The organism is Flavisphingomonas formosensis (assembly GCF_009755815.1).
Lineage (GTDB): Bacteria > Pseudomonadota > Alphaproteobacteria > Sphingomonadales > Sphingomonadaceae > Flavisphingomonas > Flavisphingomonas formosensis.
Window position 1 is genome coordinate 15,976 of sequence record NZ_WRPK01000001.1, and the last position, 17,630, is coordinate 33,605.

The following is a 17,630-nucleotide window of genomic DNA, read 5'->3' on the forward strand; positions in this document are numbered from 1 at the left end:
GGCCCGCATCTTGTGTGGCAAAAAAGCAACACTATGTGGGCGGTCTGGAAGGGGATTTAGATCCATGAACCTCGAGAAATTTACCGACCGGGCCAAAGGCTTCCTGCAATCGGCGCAGACCGTCGCCATCCGCATGAGCCATCAGCAGATCGCGCCCGAACATATACTCAAAGCCTTGCTGGAAGATGAGCAGGGCATGGCCTCGGGCCTGATCCGCGCCGCCGGCGGCTCGGCGGAGACGGCGCTGCGCGAGACCGACTCGGCGCTTGCCAAGGTGCCGGCGGTGAGCGGCAGCGGCGCGCAGGGAGCGCCCGGCCTCAACAACGACGCGGTACGCCTGCTCGATTCCGCCGAGCAGATCGCCCAGAAAGCGGGCGACAGCTACGTCACCGTCGAACGGCTGCTGCTTGCGCTCGTGCTGGCGTCGACCACCGCTGCGGGCAAGGCGCTGGCCGCCGCCGGGGTGCGCGCAGACGCGCTCAACGGCGCGATCAACCAGCTGCGCCAGGGCCGCACCGCCGACACGGCGGGCGCGGAGGATCGCTACGACGCGCTCAAGAAGTTCGCGCGCGACCTGACCCAGGCCGCCAAGGACGGCAAGCTCGATCCGGTGATCGGCCGGGACGAGGAGATCCGCCGCACGATCCAGATCCTGGCGCGGCGCACCAAGAACAATCCCGTGCTGATCGGCGAGCCCGGCGTCGGCAAGACTGCGATCGCCGAGGGCCTCGCGCTGCGCATCGCCAATGGCGACGTGCCGGACGGCCTCAAGGACCGGACGCTGATGGCGCTCGACATGGGCAGCCTGATCGCCGGCGCCAAATATCGCGGCGAGTTCGAGGAGCGGCTGAAGGGCGTGCTCGACGAGGTGAAGGCCGCCGAGGGCGACATCATCCTGTTCATCGACGAGATGCACACGCTGGTCGGCGCGGGCAAGTCGGAAGGCGCGATGGACGCCTCCAACCTGCTCAAGCCTGCTCTGGCGCGCGGCGAGCTGCACTGCATCGGCGCGACCACGCTCGACGAATATCGCAAATATGTCGAGAAGGATCCGGCGCTGCAGCGGCGCTTCCAGCCGGTGTTCGTCGGCGAGCCGACGGTCGAGGACACCATCTCGATCCTGCGCGGGCTCAAGGAGAAATATGAGCTGCACCATGGCGTCAGGATCACCGACGGCGCGATCGTCGCGGCGGCGACGCTCTCCAACCGCTACATCACCGACCGCTTCCTGCCCGACAAGGCGATCGACCTCATGGACGAGGCGGCGAGCCGGCTGCGCATGGAAGTGGAGAGCAAGCCCGAGGAGATCGAGACGCTCGACCGGCGCATCATCCAGCTCAAGATCGAGCGCGAGGCGCTGAAGAAGGAGACCGACAAGGCGAGTCAGGACCGGCTCGGCGCGTTGGAATATGATCTCGCGCAGCTCGAGCAGCAGTCTGCCGAGCTCACCCAGCGCTGGCAGGCCGAAAAGGAGAAGATCGCCGGCGAAGCCAAGGTCAAGGAACAGCTCGACGCAGCGCGCATCGAGCTGGACCAGGCCCAGCGCCGCGGCGACCTCGCCCGGGCGGGCGAGCTCAGCTATGGTGTGATCCCCGGCCTCGAGAAGCAGCTTGCCGAGGTGGCGAGCGCCGCCGAAGGCGCGATGCTGCGCGAGGAGGTGACGAGCGAGGACATCGCCTCGGTGGTCAGCCGCTGGACGGGCATTCCGGTCGACAAGATGCTGGAAGGCGAGCGCGAGAAGCTGCTCCACATGGAGGAGCAGATCGGCAAGCGCGTGATCGGGCAGAGGGATGCGGTCGAGGCCGTGTCCCGCGCGATCCGCCGCGCCCGCGCGGGCCTGCAGGATCCGAACCGGCCGCTCGGCAGCTTCCTGTTCCTCGGCCCGACCGGCGTCGGCAAGACCGAGCTCACCAAGGCGCTCGCCGGCTTCCTGTTCGACGACGACACGGCGATGGTGCGCATCGACATGAGCGAATTCATGGAGAAGCACAGCGTCGCCCGGCTGATCGGCGCCCCTCCTGGCTATGTCGGCTATGAGGAAGGCGGTGTGCTGACCGAGGCCGTGCGGCGCCGGCCCTATCAGGTCGTGCTGTTCGACGAGGTGGAGAAGGCGCATGGCGACGTATTCAACATCCTGCTCCAGGTGCTCGACGACGGCCGGCTGACCGATGGGCAGGGGCGCACGGTGGATTTCACCAACACGCTGATCATCCTGACGTCGAACCTCGGCTCGCAATATCTCTCCAACCTGCCCGACGGGCAGACGGTGGAAAGCGTCGAGCCCCAGGTGATGGAGGTCGTCCGCGGCCATTTCCGGCCGGAATTCCTGAACCGGCTGGACGAGATCATCCTGTTCCACCGGCTCGGCCAGGAGCATATGGGCCCGATCGTCGACATCCAGGTCGGCCGCGTCCAGAAGCTGCTCAAGGATCGCAAGATCGCGCTGAGCCTGACGGACGGCGCCCGCGCGTGGCTTGGCCGGGTCGGCTACGATCCCGTCTATGGCGCGCGGCCGCTGAAGCGGGCAGTGCAGAAATATCTGCAGGACCCGCTGGCCGACGCGCTGCTGCGCGGCGAGATCCCGGACGGATCGATGGTGATGATCGACGAGGGCGACGGCAAGCTCGTGCTGAATGTGGCGGGCACGACGCTGGCGGCCTGAACCGCTATATCGTGCGCGAAGGCGCGCAATCGTTAACCCGGAGCCAGCTATGCGCTTCCAATATAGCGTAGCTGGCTCTGGCAATTCATTGTTGCTCAGGGACGCATAGCAGGTACATTCCTTTGCGCCTTGTCCACCGCGTCGCGGTCGGACCGCTTTTGGTCATCCCACTCCGCTCGTGTCATGCAGACCTTGCGCGTCGCCAGGCGGCTGCCTGTCACCTCCTGTCTTTCGCAGATGACTTCTTCACGACCGCCCTTTTGGGGCTTGCCAGTGTCCCCGATCTGTTGCGCGGAGACCGGAACTGCGAGAACGAGGCCTGCCCACAGAGCGTATCGGACGAGATAGTTCACGCAACATCCTCCAAGATCATGTCCAAGACGGGAATGCTAAAGGGCAGTTAGCCAATCCTCAACGCCGGATGATCAAAGCCGGGCGGGAACGATCTGTTCTCGCCCGGCTTTGGCCGTCTATTTGCGTACCATCAATATCTCGCGGTCACTCCAACGAAGAGATACCGGCCCAGCGCGTCATAGACGCCCGGATAGGTATTTCCGTTCACATAGGCATTCAGCTGGTCGTTACCGTTGATGACCGGCGGATCCTTGTCGAAGATATTGTTGGCGCCGACACGGAAGGTGAACTTGTCGTCAATGTTGACGCTCGCGACGAGATCCAGATAGTTGACCGACTTGATGCGATCGAACGGATGCCCGGCCTTGCCAGTGCCGTCCGAACCCGGATTGATATCCGTCGCCGCAGCCTCCCAGCGGGACCCGCCAAAGTGCCGCCACGTCGCGGTGAGCGCGAAATTGTCGACCGGAGCCCAGGTTGCACGGAAGGTATGACGCCATTTTGGCGTGGGTACGCCGCAATTGTCGCCATAGAAACCGACGCACTCATAATAACCCGCCGAAGAGAGGCTTCCGTTCGGCAGATGGTTGAGCACTTCCGTCTTCTGCTTCAGGACATAGGTGCCGTTCAGCGACATATCGATCACGCCGGCCTTGAGGCCGAGACGATCGAGATCGAGACGATAGGCCACGCTGACGTCGATACCCGAATTTTTGAGATGTCCGGAATTGTAGATCGGATCGATGATGTAACCGCCCGGGCCGAGCCAGAGCGAACCATTGACCGGATCGCGCTTGATCAGATCGCAATAATAATCGCTGCCGGTGGCCATGCACTGGCTGATGATCGTGTCGTATCCATCCGTCTTGATCGTATCGCGCAGGTTGATCGTGTAATAATCGACCGTAGCTGTGAAGCCGCGCAACAGGCCACGCGGAGCGAAGACGACGCCGACCGTCTTGGTGATCGCGGTTTCCGGCTTGAGCGTGCTGCCAGCGGTGACGGCACCCGCCGTCTGCGAATTATACTGGCTCGCCGGGTTCGAGACGATGCCGTTGTGAAGATGGGTGAGGAAGTTGGGATCGTTGCGGCCTGTACGCAGGCAGCCCACCTCATCCCCGTTATACTCGTCTGCCGAGCAAGGATCGCCCGAGCCTCCGAGGCCAAGCTGCCGCGGCGCGAAGAGATCGAATATGGTCGGCGCGCGAACGGCGCGGTTGATGGTTCCACGGAACCGAATGGCGGATTCCATCTCGCCGGCAAAGGGCTGCCACTCGAAACCGACCTTCCACGTATTGGTGGTCTTGACGGTCGAATAATAGGAATAGCGGTAGGCGGCGTTTATGTCGAAGCGCTGGAAGCCCGGGATATTCTTCAAAAGCGGAATATCCGCTTCGACGAAGGCTTCCTTGACGTCATAAGAGCCTGCGGAAGGCTTGGTCTCGCCGCCCTGGCCCAGCAGATCGCCAGTCGAATAGGCAAGGTCCGTGTTCAGCCGCACCCATTCCTTGCGATATTCGCCGCCGATGGCGACGTTGACGCCATCCTCGGCCCACGGGCTTTTGATTCCATATTCGCCGAGCTGGCCATTGAGCGCGAAATCGGCGACGAATTCCTTGGTGTACCCGCTCTTATTGCCCGGAGTCTGGACATAATCGAGCGCCGCCTGGGTCACGCCCGTGGCGGAGGTGGGCTGGATCGTCGTCGTCCCCGTGAAGATATTATAGGGCGCGCAGGAGGTATCCGCGATCGGAGTGCCGTCCGGATTGAGGCAAGCATTCAACGCATTGCGAACGCGAGAGAAGGAGAAGTCGTTGAGATAGGTTTCCCGATAGATCGTCTTGCCCAGCTGCGCATAGGCGTCATAGGACCAGGCGCTGGACAGTTCGCCCTTTGCGCCGCCCAAGATGCGGAATGCACGATGCTCGAGCTGATCGTCGCGAGAACCGCCCTCGACGTTGCGCTTGAAGATCACCGTATCCACGGTCTGGCGACTGTCGGCAAAGTTGCCGCTTACCGGAAGTGCGCAGCCCAGAGCACCCGCCTGCACGGCGGAGAACATCGGATTGCTGCAATTGAGGGTGAACAAGTTGCCGAACGTGCCGCTGGGCGCGATCTGCGCGTCGCTCTTGTCCTTCATGTAGAGGAAATCGGCGTAGGGCTTGAATGCGTCGCTCACGTCATAATGGACGAACGCGCCGATATTGTAGCGGCGGTCGGGACGCTGATAATAGTTGGTCGGCGCAAAATTGTAGCGATCCGTATTCTCGAACGGACGGAAGGTTTTTCCCGTCGTCGAGTCGACGATGAAAGCGTCTCCATTGCCGGAGTCTGTGATGAAATTCGCAACGGCGCTGTTTCGCGACCCGAAGCAGGAGAGATTGTCCAGGAAGCTGGTCGTGGATGCGTTCGACCCAAAGCCGCACGCGCTGTAATCTCGCGCATCCTGCGTCACGGCGCGCTGTTGATGATAGCTTGCGAATACCGAGAAATGGCCCCGGCCGTCGCCGAACTTGGTGCCGAACGCACCCGATATGTCGTAGTTGAGACCGTCCGTCTCATTTCCGTGCGGATAGCTGAACTTGCGAGGATCCGCCGCGATGACGCTGGCTACCGGATTATCGTTGTTGTGCGCGTACAGGCCAGTCTGTCCGTCGATCTTGAAACCTTCGAAATCGCGATCGAGAACGAAGTTGACGACGCCAGCCACAGCGTCCGCACCATAAATGGCGGATGCACCGCCGGTGAGCACGTCGACGCGCTTGATCAGGATCGAGGGAATATTGTTGATGTCAGCAGCGGAGCCGAGGATGCTACCCGCCTCCCGGCTGGGATCGCCTGGCGGCAAGCGACGTCCGTCGACCAAGACCAGCGTCCGGGTTTCACCAAGGTTGCGCAGGTTGAGCGTTGCGGTGCCGTCCGCACCGTTGGAAACGCCGCTCGACTGCGACGCATAAACCTGCGGCAGGCTGTTGACGATATCTTCCGTACGGCTGCGTCCCGACAGCTGAATAGCTTTATCGCTCACAACAGTGACCGGGCTGCTGGCGATAAGTTCCGGCCGCGCGATACGGCTGCCGGTAACGACGATCGTCTGATCTTCGCCCGCAGACTCGGCAGCAGCCGCTGCTGGTGGAGCCGACTGGGCTAAAGCCGCCGTCGCGACGAACAACGACCCTGCGATGACAGTGGATGCCAGCAGGCGATCCCGAAGGTTCTGATTCATGGGTGTCCCCTAACTACCAGGGCCGGTGAAACGCCCGGCCATGCTGGGGAGATTTCTAGAAGATGAACGAAGGCGTCAGCAATCGCGATGATGATCGGGCGCAACGATCCCGGTTCGCTGTAGCAAAATGGACACACACGGGCTGGTTGGGGCCGAAAGCACGCGCGTGTTTCCGGTCCTGGAAAGGCATTTGAGCGCAGGAAATTGTGGCAGCAAAGCCGCGGTGGAAATTCAGAGACAGCCGGTCACGGCCTCCGCTGACGCTACGGAAAGCGGCGGATCGACATGGTGCGGTCCGTCAGTCGTTCGGAAACGCGGCTTCCGCCCTTTTGATCCCGAAACGATCTGCTCCGGAATGGACGGAGCGGTTCAGAGGGCGCGGTGCCCCTTCAGTTCGTCGCCGAGCAGGCGAACGACATGGATGACGTTGGTCGATCCGGGCGTCGCGAAGGGAATGCCGGCCATGATGATGATGCGATCGCCTGCCTTCGCGATTCCCTGGCGCAACGCCATGCGCTTGGCCTTGCCCACCATTTCCTCGAAGCTGGCCACGTCCTTGGTATGCACGGCATGCGCGCCCCATAGCAGACCGAGCCGCCGCGCCGTCGCCTGGCGCGGCGTGAGCACGAGCAGCGGCACCGACGGCCGCTCGCGCGCGATGCGCCGCGCGGTCGACCCGGACAGGGTGAAACAGATGATCGCCGCGGCCGAGACCGTCTGGCTGATCTGCGCCGCCGCCTCGGCCAGCGCGTCGGCGGTGGTCGGATCGGGCAGCGTCTCGGTGAAATGGACGCGCGCCTGATGCGCGGGATCGGCCTCCACCGCGGCGGCGATGCGATCCATCATCGCCACCGATTCCTCGGGCCAGTCGCCCGCCGCGGATTCGGCCGAGAGCATGATCGCATCGGCGCCGTCATAGACGGCAGTCGCCACATCCGAGACCTCGGCGCGGGTCGGCGTCGGCGCCTTGATCATCGATTCGAGCATCTGCGTGGCGACGACCACCGGCCGGCCGAGCCGCCGCGCGCTTTCCACGATGCGCTTCTGCAGCGGCGGCACCCGCTCGGGCGGCAGCTCCACGCCGAGGTCGCCGCGCGCCACCATCACCGCATCGGCGAGCTCGAGAATCTCGTCCAGTCGCTCGATCGCCGAGGGCTTCTCGATCTTGGCGAGCAGCGAGGCCTTGCCGCCGATCAACCGCCGCGCCTCGGCCACGTCCTCCGGCCGCTGCACGAAGCTGAGCGCGATCCAGTCGACATCCTGTTCCAGCGCGAAGGCGAGATCGAGCCGGTCCTTGTCGGTCAGTGCCGCCATCGGCACGACCACGTCGGGCACATTGAGCCCCTTGTGGTTCGAGAGCACACCGCCCACCTCGACGCGCGTCTCGATCCGGTCCTTGGTGGCAGCGAGCACGCGCAGCACCATCTTGCCGTCGTCCAGCAGCAGGCGCGCGCCTTCGCGCAGCGCCAGGAAGATCTCCGGATGGGGCAGGTTGACGCGAGTCGCATCGCCGGGCGCCTTGCCGCGGTCGAGAACGAAGGTCGCGCCATGGTCGAGGACGGCCATGCCGCCCTTGAAATTGCCGACGCGCAGCTTCGGCCCCTGCAGGTCAGCGAGGATCGTGGTCGGACGGCCGAGTTCCTTTTCCATGGCGCGAATGGCCGCCACCGACGCGGCATGATCGTCATGCGTGCCGTGGCTCATGTTCAGCCGGAAGGCGTCCGCGCCCGCCATGAACAGCTTGCGGATCATCTCCGGCGAGCGGCTGGCGGGGCCAAGCGTCGAAAGCACGCGAACCTTGCGCCGACGGGGCGCGATATGGGTGGTCAAACTCGATCCTCCGGCCTTGTCCCCCGACGGGTCCGGCCCCTAATGGGTGAATGCCACAGGTCAACCCCGGGAGAGAAAGATGAGTGCGCCAGAAATAGACGATGCCGCCGCGGCAGCCGCCTTCCGCCGGCTGATCGGCCATTTGCGACATCGCACCGATGCCCAGAATGTCGATCTGATGGGACTCGCCGGTTTCTGCCGCAACTGCCTGGCGGACTGGGTATCCGAAGCCTCGGGCGGTGCCATGGACCGGGAGACGGCGCGTCATGCGGTCTACGGCATGCCCTATTCCGAATGGAAAAAGGCACATCAGGCGGAAGCGACGCCCGAGCAGTTGCGGCGAATGGAAGAGAGCGTCGCGAAGAATGCCGCATCGCATGCTTGAGCCGTCCGGCCCGCTCGCCTAGAGGCTCCGGCTTTCCGTTCTCCCCACTCCGGGACGAGCGGCCAGTTTCTGCATCCTGAGGAGTTGAACTATGTCGGATAACGTCGCGGCCGATCAGTTGCGCCTGTTCATCGAGCGCATCGAGCGGCTCGAAGAGGAAAAGAAGGGCATCGCGGACGACGTGAAGGACGTCTATCTCGAAGCCAAATCGCAGGGCTACGACACCAAGACGATGCGGGCCATCGTGCGCCTGCGCAAGATGGAGAAGAACGCCCGCGACGAGGCGGACGCGCTGCTCGAAACATATCGCAACGCGCTCGGCCTCGTCTGATGCCCGTACCGGCCGTCCAGCCGGCCCGATTCCCGCGAGTTGAAGTGCAGGTGCCGTGCGGCTAGACACCGCGCCATAAACGACCACGAACAAGGTGCGAGACGGCAATGGCCGGCCATAGCAAATTCAAGAACATCATGTACCGCAAGGGCGCGCAGGACAAGAAGCGTAGCGCCCTTTTCTCCAAGCTGAGCCGCGAGATCACCGTGGCCGCCAAGTCGGGCCTGCCCGATCCGAACGCCAATGCACGTCTGCGTGCGGCGGTGCTCGCCGCGCGCCAGGGCGGCATGCCCAAGGACAATATCGAGCGATCGATCAACAAGGCGGCCGGCGGCGGCGGCGAGAATTATGAGGAAGTCCGCTACGAAGGCTTCGGCCCGGGCGGCGTCGCGCTGATCATCGAGACGCTGACCGACAACCGCAACCGTACCGCCACCAACGTGCGCACCGCGGTCTCCAAAAATGGCGGCAATCTCGGCGCGAGCGGCGCGGTCAGCCATGGGTTCGACCGGATGGGCCTGATCAGCTATCCGGCCAGCGCGGGCAGCGCCGACGCGGTGTTCGAAGCGGCGCTGGAGGCGGGCGCGGAAGACGTCTCCTCCACCGAGGAGGGGCACGAAATCTGGACGTCGACGGATTCGCTCCACGAAGTCGCCAAGGCGCTCGAGGCCTCGCTCGGCGAATCGCAGGGCGCGAAGCTCGCCTGGCGCCCGCAGACGATGGTGAGCGTCGGCGCGGAGGATGCCGCGCTGCTGTTCAAGCTGATCGACACGCTGGACGACGATGACGACGTCCAGAATGTCTGGGGCAATTACGAAGTCTCCGACGAGGTGATGGAGAAGCTGGGGTGAGGGACGCCCCCGCCTCCGCTTGAGGCGGCGACGTTCATGCATCGAATCCTTCTTCGTCATGCTGAACTCGTTTCAGCATCCACCTTTCGTCGGGTACCGTCCGTTTGCCGTCGGACGGTGACGTGGCGGCAGTATTTCTCCCGATGGGATAGTGCAGGCCGCGCAGTGGATGCTGAAACAAGTTCAGCATGACGGAAATTTGTGAGAGCCTGCAAGGGGAAAGGGCCTAGCTGCGCATGATCCTGATCGGCTTCGATCCCGGGCTCGGCACCACCGGCTGGGGCGTCATTGCGGCGACGGGCAACCGGCTCAGCCACATCGCCAACGGCCAGATCCGCACCGAGAGCGGCACGGCGCTGGCCGATCGCCTCGTGACCCTGCACGATGCGCTGACCGACATATTGCTGACCCACCGGCCCGATGGCGCCGCGGTGGAGGAGGTGTTCGTCAACGCCAACCCGCAATCCACGCTGAAGCTCGGCCAGGCGCGCGGCGTGGTGTTGCTGACGGCGGCGAAAGCGGGGCTGGAGGTCGGCGAATATGCCGCGAGGCTGGTCAAGAAGGCGGTCGTCGGCACCGGCGGCGCGGAAAAGGCGCAAGTGCATGCGATGGTTGCGCGGCTGCTGCCGGGCACCGCGATCGCCGGAGCCGACGCGGCGGATGCGTTGGCCGTCGCCATCACTCATGCCCATCATCTTGCCAGCGCGCGGCGCATTCCGGCCGCGTTGAGGTGAGGCCGGCATCGATCGGCTCGACTTCGCGCGAGGCGCACGGTTAAGGTGATCGCGATGATCCCGCACCCCGGCCTCCGCCCATGATCGCCCGCCTCTCCGGATCGCTCGCCGAAAGCGTGGCCGACCATGCCGTGATCGACGTCGGCGGCGTCGGCTATCTCGTCCAGGCATCGTCGCGCACACTCTCCGCGCTGGGCCCGATCGGCGGCGCCGTGATGCTGTTCACCGAGATGCAGGTGCGCGAGGATGCGATCACGCTTTACGGCTTCGGCTCAGCGGGCGAACGGGACTGGTTCCGGCTCCTGACCAGCGTTCAGGGGGTGGGCGGCCGCGTCGCCCTCGCCATCCTCTCCGTGCTCTCGCCCGACGAGCTGAGCCGCGCCGTCGCTGGCGGCGACAAGGCGATGGTCACGCGGGCGAACGGCGTCGGACCGAAGCTCGCCCAGCGGATCGTCAACGAACTCAAGGACAAGGTCGGCGCGATTCCGATCGGGTCCGCCGGGTCCGTCGCAGTAGCGCCGCCGGGCGGCGCCGCCGCCGATGCCCTGTCCGCGCTCGCCAATCTCGGCTTCCGGCCGGCCGAGGCCAATGCCGCGGTGGCGGCCGCGCAGGAGGATCTGGGGGATGGCGCGACGCTGGACGCGCTTGTCCGTCTCGCGCTGCGCAAGGCCGCAAAGAGCTGACGCTTGCCGCCCTACCTCGCCCGACATAGGGTGCAGGCGCCATAACAGGGAGAGAACGGCATGAAACGGCTTCTCTGTACGACGACGGCGCTGATGCTGCTGATCCCCGAGATCGCGGCCGCGCAGCAGCAGCCGGACCACCGCCCTGGCCCCACCACACGACCTTCGCCCGGCGCGGAACGGCCGGTCGGCCGGCCTTCCCCCCCGGCCGGCCTCAACCGGGACGCCCCGAGATGCGGCCGCCACAGCCGGGCAGGCCGGAAGTCCGACCGCCGCAACCCGGCCGGCCCGAGGTTCGTCCCCCAAAGCCCGGACGGCCCGAAATCCAACCGCCGCAGCCCGGCCGCCCCGGCGGCGGCAATGGCGTCCGCCCGCCGCATCGCCCGGGCCAGGGCAGACCACCGAATTTCCGCCCGATCCAGCGCCCGCCTTTCCATTATCCGCACGGCTATCGCTACCGGCGCTGGTCGATCGGCCTCCTGCTGCCCCGGATCTTCCTGTCTACCGCCTATTATTTCGGCGATTGGAACAGTCTGGGCGTCGGCGCGCCGCCGCGCGGCTATCGCTGGGTGCGCTACGGGCCGGACCTGCTGCTGGTCCGCACGCGCGACCGCAGGATTGTCGACGTGATCTACGGGGCCTTCTACTGAAGACGCCTCGATCGGGGCGGGTGGGCCGATGCGCTTTCCTGCCTCGACAGGCACGGCCCAGCCCCGCTAGGCCAGTGCCGTGACCGATACCGACCGCATTCTGACCGCCTCGCGCCGCCCAGAGGACGCCGACGCCGCGCTTCGCCCCAAGACGCTCGACGAGTTCGTGGGGCAGAAGGCGGCGCGCGAAAATCTGCGCGTCTTCATCGAGGCGGCGAGGCGCCGCGGCGATGCGCTCGACCATGTGCTGTTCTTCGGGCCGCCCGGCCTCGGCAAGACCACGCTCGCCCAGATCATCGCGCGCGAGATGGGGGTGGGTTTTCGCGCCACATCCGGCCCGGTGATCGCCAAGTCGGGCGATCTCGCCGCCTTGCTCACCAATCTCGAAGATGGCGACGTGCTGTTCATCGACGAGATCCATCGGCTCCAACCGGCCGTCGAGGAAGTTCTCTACCCGGCGATGGAGGACCGCGCGCTCGATCTGATGATCGGCGAAGGACCGTCCGCCCGTTCGGTCCGCATCGACCTGCCGCGCTTCACGCTGGTCGGCGCGACCACTCGCCAGGGACTGATCACCACGCCGCTGCGCGATCGCTTCGGCATCCCGGTGCGGCTGCAATTCTACACGGTCGAGGAACTGGAAAGCGTCGTGCGCCGCGCGGCGGGGCTGCTCGACCTGCCTTTGACGCCGGACGGCGCGACCGAGGTCGCCCGCCGGTCCCGCGGAACGCCTCGCATCGCCGGCCGCCTGCTGCGCCGGGTGCGCGATTTCGCCCATGTCGCAGGCGCCGAGACGGTGGATGCGAAGATGGCCGACGCCGCGCTCAACCGGCTGGAGGTCGACGCGCTGGGGCTCGACGCGATGGACCGGCGCTATCTGATGATGATCGCCGACATCTATCGCGGTGGCCCGGTCGGCGTCGAGACCCTCGCCGCCGGCCTTTCGGAGCCGCGCGACACGATCGAGGAGGTGATCGAGCCCTATCTGATCCAGCTCGGCCTCGTCGCCCGCACGGCGCGCGGGCGCTGCCTCAACGGCCGAGGCTGGAAACATCTCGGCCTCAATCCGCCGTCGACCAGCCAGGATGGCCTGTTCGACTAAAGCAGCCCTCCGGCTCGGCGGCCCCGCAGCGGGAAGTCACCGCGATACCACCACAGCCTGCCCCGCCGGACGGACTTCCAGCGGCCCCTGCTCCCGTCGGCGATTCCACCCCTCCCATATTGTCGTTAAGCCGATGACCATGACTCGCGCGAACCGAGACCTGCCGGCCGAGGGCCGTTTCGAGGGCAGCGACCACCTGTATCCGATCCGCGTCTATTTCGAGGACACGGATCTGACCGGCGCAGTCTACCACGCCAATTATCTGCGATTTCTGGAGCGCGCGCGTTCGGACATGCTGCGCACCGCCGGCATCGGCCAGCGCGCGGCGTTCGAGGCGGGCGAGGGGGCCTATGCCGTCACCGAGGTCACCATCCGCTATCGCCGGCCCGCCCGGTTGGAAGACGATCTGATCGTCACCAGCCGGCTGATGGATATTCGGGCCGCTTCCTGCGTCATTCATCAGAGAGTCATGCGGAATGGGGATGTGCTGACCGAAGCTGAGGTGACGGTCGCCTTCGTCTCGCCCGATGGACGGCCCAGGCGCCAGCCGCGCGCCTGGATCGAGATCTTCGAGCGGCTGTGTGCGGACAGAACAGACAAGGGAGCATGATGGAATCGATCAGCATCAGCCACCAGGCGGCGACTCTTTCACCTATCGCCTTGTTCCTGCAGGCGGACATCGTCGTCAAATGCGTTATGATCGGCCTGCTCGCCGCCAGCATCTGGACGTGGACGATCATCATCGCCCACGTGATCAAGATGCGGAAGGTCGCCAAGGAGAATGACCGTTTCGAGCGGGATTTCTGGAAGGCCGAGGATATCGAGAAATATCACGACGCCTATGGCCGATCGAACCTGCCGAGCGCCAAGGTGTTCGCCGCGGGCGTTGCCGAGTGGCGCCGCTCCACCGCCAATCCGGCGATGGATCGGGAGGGCACGCGCCAGCGGCTGTCGACTGCGATGGGCAGTGCCGTCGCCAATGAGGTCGACAAGCTGTCCGACCGGCTGAACATCCTCGCGACGATCGGATCGGTCGGCCCCTTCGTCGGCCTGTTCGGCACGGTGTGGGGCATCATGCGCAGCTTCACCGACATCGCCGCCACCCAGAATACCAGCCTGGGCGTCGTCGCGCCGGGCATCGCGGAGGCGTTGTTCGCCACCGCCCTGGGCCTGTTCGCCGCGATTCCCGCCGTGATCGGCTATAATCGGCTGACCCATGGCATCAATCGGATGGAAGCGCGGCTCACCCGTTTCGCCGACGGCTTCCATTCCACCCTTTCGCGCGAGCTGGAGTTCGAACGCTGATGGCGATGGGGCCGCTTCCCTCCCGCCGCGGCGGCCGCGGCCGGGCGCCGATGGCCGAGATCAACGTGACGCCGCTCGTCGACGTCATGCTGGTGCTGCTGATCATCTTCATGATCGCGGCGCCGCTGATGGCGTCCGGCGTGCCCGTCGATCTGCCGGACAGCCGGGCGAGCCCGCTCGACCAGAATGACAAGCCGATCCAGATCTCGCTCGATCCGAAGGGCGCCGTCTATATCGACGAGGAGCCGGTGCCCGACGGCAGCCTGGCCGACCGGCTGACCATGCTGGCCGGCGGACGCACCGGCAAGGATGCGCCGCAGATCTTCCTGCGCGCCGATCGCTCGCTCGATTACGGCCGCGTGATGAAGGTGATGGGCGAACTCAACCACGCCGGGCTCAACAAGGTGGCGCTGGTGACGGTGGGCGAGGGCGACGGAGAGAAGCCCTGATGGATCGCGCCGAGCGCAACGGCCTCGGGATCGCGATCGTCGCCCATGCCCTGCTGCTGGCGGCACTTTCGATCAAGCTGATGCCGAGCGCGAAGATCCCGCTCAAATCCGATCCGATGGAAGTCCAGCTCGTCGGCGAAATCGGGCTGCAGTCGGCCGCGCCCAAATCCGAGGCCCCGGCGCAGTCGGCCGCGCGCGAGGTCGCCAAGCCCGAAGAGAGCGCGCCGCCGCCCGAACCGGCCCCGCCGCAGCCGGCGCCGCCCAAGCCGCAGCCGCCGAAACCCGAACCAAAGCCCGTACCGCCAAAGCCGGAACCGAAACCGACGCCGCCGAAGCCCACACCCCCCAAGGCAGAGCCCAAGCCGAAGCCGGAACCGCCCAGGCCCGAGCCTAAGCCCACGCCAAAACCGGTGCCGCCCAAGCCGGCACCGCCGAAGAAGGAGGCGGAGAAACCCGCGAAGGAGGCTCCGGAAAAGCCCAGCAAGGCGAAGCCAACGCCGGACAAGGCGGCCGCGCCCGCGAAGGCGGCACCGGACAAGTCCGCGCCTGCCAAACCCGCGCCGGCCACCTCGCCTAAGGGCGAAGGCAGCAAGGCTGGCAAGAAGACGTCGGGCCTCACGCTGGACGACATCATGAAAGGCGTGAAGCCGGAGAAAAGCCCCGGCAAGGCGCAGACGCCGCAGGGCGCGAAGCTGGATGCGCGGTCCATCGCCGGGCTCGCCTCGGCAATCGCGGCACAGGTTAAGCCCTGTTACCAGATTCCGACCGGCGGCGCCGGATCCGAAAGGATCGTGAGCGTGCTCGATCTACGTATGGGACGGGACGGCTCGGTTTCTTCGGCCTCGGTCGTCGGGCATCTCGGCGTGACGCCGGACAACCAGCCCTATGTGCAGCAGATGGATGATGCCGCCAAGCGCGCGGTGCTGCGCTGCGCGCCGCTCCACCTGCCGGCCGATCTGTACGATGTCGGGGATGGCAATGGCTGGAACCATATCCAGTTCAAGTTCACCCCGGCGCAAATGAATTGATGGAGCCGAAATGATCTCTGGACGTTCGCTCAGTCGAAAGGGAGTATACGGAATGCGCAAAGGCTTGTTTTGGGGCTGGCTGGCGGCTTCCGCGGCGATCGTGTCGGCCGTTCCGGCCGCCGCGCAGATTCAGGTGGACATCAACGGCGGCGTCTCCGCACCCATGCCGATCGCGATTCCCAAGATGCCTACTCCGGCGACGGCCAATACCGCCGCGGGCGACACGGCCTCACTCGGCGCACGCGTCGCGGAAGTGGTGACGGCGGACCTCAAGAATAGCGGCCTGTTCAACCCGCTCGGGCCGAACGCGCTGAACCCCGTCGCCTATCAGCAGGTGACGGCGCCCGATTTCCCCTATTGGTCGACGACGGGCGCGCAGGCGCTGGTGCAGGGCTTCGTGCAGGCCAATGGCGACGGCACGCTGACCGTCGGCTGCTATCTCTACGACATCTTCGCCAAGAATGAGCTGGCCCGGCAGGGCTTCGTCGTCGGCCCGGGCGACTGGCGCCGCGCCGCGCACAAATGCGCCGACACAGTCTATAAGCGCCTGACCGGTGAAGGCCCCTATTTCGACAGCAAGGTGGTGTACGTCTCGGAGAGCGGACCCAAGAACAACCGCGTCAAGCGCCTTGCCATCATGGACCAGGACGGCGCCAACCATCGCTTCCTGACCAATGGCCAGTCGATCGTGCTGACGCCGCGCTTCGCGCCCAATCAGCAGATGATCGTCTATATGACCTATGCGAACAAACAGCCGCGCATCTACGTCTATAATCAGGGCTCCGGCGCGACGCGGCAGGTGGTGAGCCAGCCCTACATGACCTTCTCGCCGCGTTTCTCGCCCGACGGACGCTACATCGTCTTTTCGATGGCGGTGAACGGCAATACCGACATCTATCGCGTGCCTTCTTCGGGAGGCGAGCCGCAGCGGCTGACGACCTCGCCCGGCATCGACACCAGCGCCAGCTATTCCCCCGACGGCAGCAAGATCGTGTTCGAGAGCGACCGCTCGGGCACGCAGCAGCTCTATGTGATGAACGCCGACGGATCGAACCAGAACCGGATCAGCTTCGGCAGCGGCCGCTACGCGACCCCGGTCTGGAGCCCCCGCGGCGACCTGATCGCCTTCACCAAGATCGGCGGCGGCTTCAACGTCGGCGTGATCGCGCCGGACGGGAGCGGCGAGAAGATCCTCACCAACGGCTGGCAGGATGAAGGGCCGAGCTGGTCGCCCAATGGCCGCGTGATCATGTTCTTCCGGACCGCCCGGGGTTCGGGCAAGGCGGACATCTGGTCCGTGGACCTCACCGGGGTCAATGAGCGGCCGATTCCGACGCCTCTGGACGGCTCGGATCCAGGCTGGGGGCCGCTGCTGCCTTGACCCTGCTGCGCTGCACCAACATAAAGGTGCGGCGACGAATCGTTATATTTGAACGATGAAGCGATGGAGATACGACATGGCCAAGATGCTGACCACAGTGACGCTCATCGCCGCGCTCGCGGTGACGGCCGGCTGCTCCAAGAAGCCGCCGAAGGAGCTGCCGCCGCCTCCACCCTCCTCTCAGGGCGACATGGGTCCGCCGCCGCCGCCTTCGCAGGTCGGCTCGGCGATCGTACCGGGATCGGCGGCCGACTTCCTGGACAAGGTCGGCTCCGACAAGGTCTATTTCGCCACCGACAGCTATGAGCTGGACGGCCCGTCGCAAGCGACGCTCGACAAGCAGGCGGGCTGGCTCAACCAGTATCCGTCGGTGAAGATCACCATCGAGGGCCATTGCGACGAGCGCGGCACGCGCGAATATAATCTCGCGCTCGGCGATCGTCGCGCCAACTCGGTGAAGAATTATCTCGCCGGCAAGGGCATCTCGACGGCACGCATCACCACGATCAGCTACGGCAAGGAACGCCCCGCGGCGCTCGGATCCGACGAGGAAGCCTGGGCACAGAACCGCCGTGCCGTCACGGTGGTGCTGAACTGAGCTTCGTCCTCCCCATCACGAATGGGGAGGATCAGGCAGGCAGCGCATTGGCCCGGACTGG

Annotated in this window: 16 protein-coding genes and 1 pseudogene; 14 read left to right on the forward strand and 3 right to left on the reverse strand. The window is 65.4% G+C overall.

The annotated features are described in order from the left end of the window. The first annotated feature begins 64 nt into the window (after window positions 1–64). Window positions 65–2,662, forward strand: a complete 2,598-nt coding sequence (gene clpB / locus GQY20_RS00070) for an ATP-dependent chaperone ClpB (protein ID WP_157215008.1) — start codon at window positions 65–67, stop codon at window positions 2,660–2,662. 95 nt (window positions 2,663–2,757) lie between these two features. On the opposite strand, the gene GQY20_RS00075 is transcribed toward clpB, so the two are convergent. From GQY20_RS00075 to pyk, 3 genes are all read right to left on the reverse strand, one after another. Beyond that, entirely contained in the window at window positions 2,758–3,015 is a 258-nt protein-coding gene (locus GQY20_RS00075) for a hypothetical protein (RefSeq protein WP_157215009.1), read from the reverse strand. A gap of 131 nt (window positions 3,016–3,146) precedes the next feature. Beyond that, a complete protein-coding gene (locus tag GQY20_RS00080; RefSeq protein ID WP_157215010.1) occupies window positions 3,147–6,242 on the reverse strand; it encodes a TonB-dependent receptor plug domain-containing protein in 3,096 nt (1,031 codons plus the stop codon). A 369-nt stretch (window positions 6,243–6,611) separates the two neighbouring features. Next, window positions 6,612–8,072, reverse strand: a complete 1,461-nt coding sequence (gene pyk, locus GQY20_RS00085) for a pyruvate kinase (protein ID WP_157215011.1) — start codon at window positions 8,070–8,072, stop codon at window positions 6,612–6,614. Window positions 8,073–8,151: 79 nt separating this feature from the next. On the opposite strand from pyk, the gene GQY20_RS00090 reads away from it, so the two are divergent. From GQY20_RS00090 to pal, 13 genes and pseudogenes are all read left to right on the forward strand, one after another. Next, window positions 8,152–8,457, forward strand: coding sequence for a DUF1244 domain-containing protein (locus GQY20_RS00090; protein WP_157215012.1), 306 nt, complete (start codon window positions 8,152–8,154; stop codon window positions 8,455–8,457). Between the two features lie 91 nt (window positions 8,458–8,548). Beyond that, window positions 8,549–8,788: a DUF2312 domain-containing protein gene (locus GQY20_RS00095; protein WP_157215013.1), complete on the forward strand. Its 240-nt coding sequence runs from the start codon at window positions 8,549–8,551 to the stop codon at window positions 8,786–8,788. A gap of 107 nt (window positions 8,789–8,895) precedes the next feature. Continuing rightward, window positions 8,896–9,639, forward strand: a complete 744-nt coding sequence (locus GQY20_RS00100) for a YebC/PmpR family DNA-binding transcriptional regulator (RefSeq protein ID WP_157215014.1) — start codon at window positions 8,896–8,898, stop codon at window positions 9,637–9,639. Window positions 9,640–9,875: 236 nt separating this feature from the next. Continuing rightward, the gene (gene ruvC / locus GQY20_RS00105) at window positions 9,876–10,373 is read left to right on the forward strand and encodes a crossover junction endodeoxyribonuclease RuvC (RefSeq protein ID WP_157215015.1); all 498 of its coding nucleotides are present in this window, start codon (window positions 9,876–9,878) and stop codon (window positions 10,371–10,373) included. Between the two features lie 80 nt (window positions 10,374–10,453). Further along, complete coding sequence (gene ruvA, locus GQY20_RS00110; protein ID WP_157215016.1) at window positions 10,454–11,056, forward strand: Holliday junction branch migration protein RuvA; 603 nt, start codon at window positions 10,454–10,456, stop codon at window positions 11,054–11,056. A 233-nt stretch (window positions 11,057–11,289) separates the two neighbouring features. Next, window positions 11,290–11,706 (forward strand): RcnB family protein, encoded by a 417-nt coding sequence (locus tag GQY20_RS32755; protein ID WP_157215017.1) that lies wholly within the window; start codon window positions 11,290–11,292, stop codon window positions 11,704–11,706. A 79-nt stretch (window positions 11,707–11,785) separates the two neighbouring features. Next, window positions 11,786–12,808 carry a Holliday junction branch migration DNA helicase RuvB gene (gene ruvB / locus GQY20_RS00120; RefSeq protein WP_157215018.1) on the forward strand — a complete coding sequence of 341 codons (1,023 nt, stop codon included), beginning with the start codon at window positions 11,786–11,788 and terminating at the stop codon, window positions 12,806–12,808. Window positions 12,809–12,947: 139 nt separating this feature from the next. Further along, entirely contained in the window at window positions 12,948–13,418 is a 471-nt protein-coding gene (locus tag GQY20_RS00125; RefSeq protein WP_157215019.1) for a YbgC/FadM family acyl-CoA thioesterase, read from the forward strand. Then, on the forward strand, window positions 13,418–14,113 hold the full coding sequence (tolQ, locus tag GQY20_RS00130; protein WP_157216084.1) for a protein TolQ: 696 nt from the start codon (window positions 13,418–13,420) through the stop codon (window positions 14,111–14,113). Before GQY20_RS00125 ends, tolQ begins: the two co-directional genes overlap by 1 nt. Continuing rightward, entirely contained in the window at window positions 14,113–14,562 is a 450-nt protein-coding gene (gene tolR, locus GQY20_RS00135) for a protein TolR (RefSeq protein ID WP_157215020.1), read from the forward strand. Before tolQ ends, tolR begins: the two co-directional genes overlap by 1 nt. Then, complete coding sequence (locus GQY20_RS00140; RefSeq protein ID WP_157215021.1) at window positions 14,562–15,590, forward strand: cell envelope biogenesis protein TolA; 1,029 nt, start codon at window positions 14,562–14,564, stop codon at window positions 15,588–15,590. Before tolR ends, GQY20_RS00140 begins: the two co-directional genes overlap by 1 nt. A gap of 103 nt (window positions 15,591–15,693) precedes the next feature. After that, a pseudogene (gene tolB / locus GQY20_RS00145) lies at window positions 15,694–16,971 on the forward strand (Tol-Pal system beta propeller repeat protein TolB); the annotation flags it as partial. 76 nt (window positions 16,972–17,047) lie between these two features. After that, window positions 17,048–17,569 (forward strand): peptidoglycan-associated lipoprotein Pal, encoded by a 522-nt coding sequence (gene pal / locus GQY20_RS00150; RefSeq protein WP_157215023.1) that lies wholly within the window; start codon window positions 17,048–17,050, stop codon window positions 17,567–17,569. Window positions 17,570–17,630 lie beyond the last annotated feature (61 nt).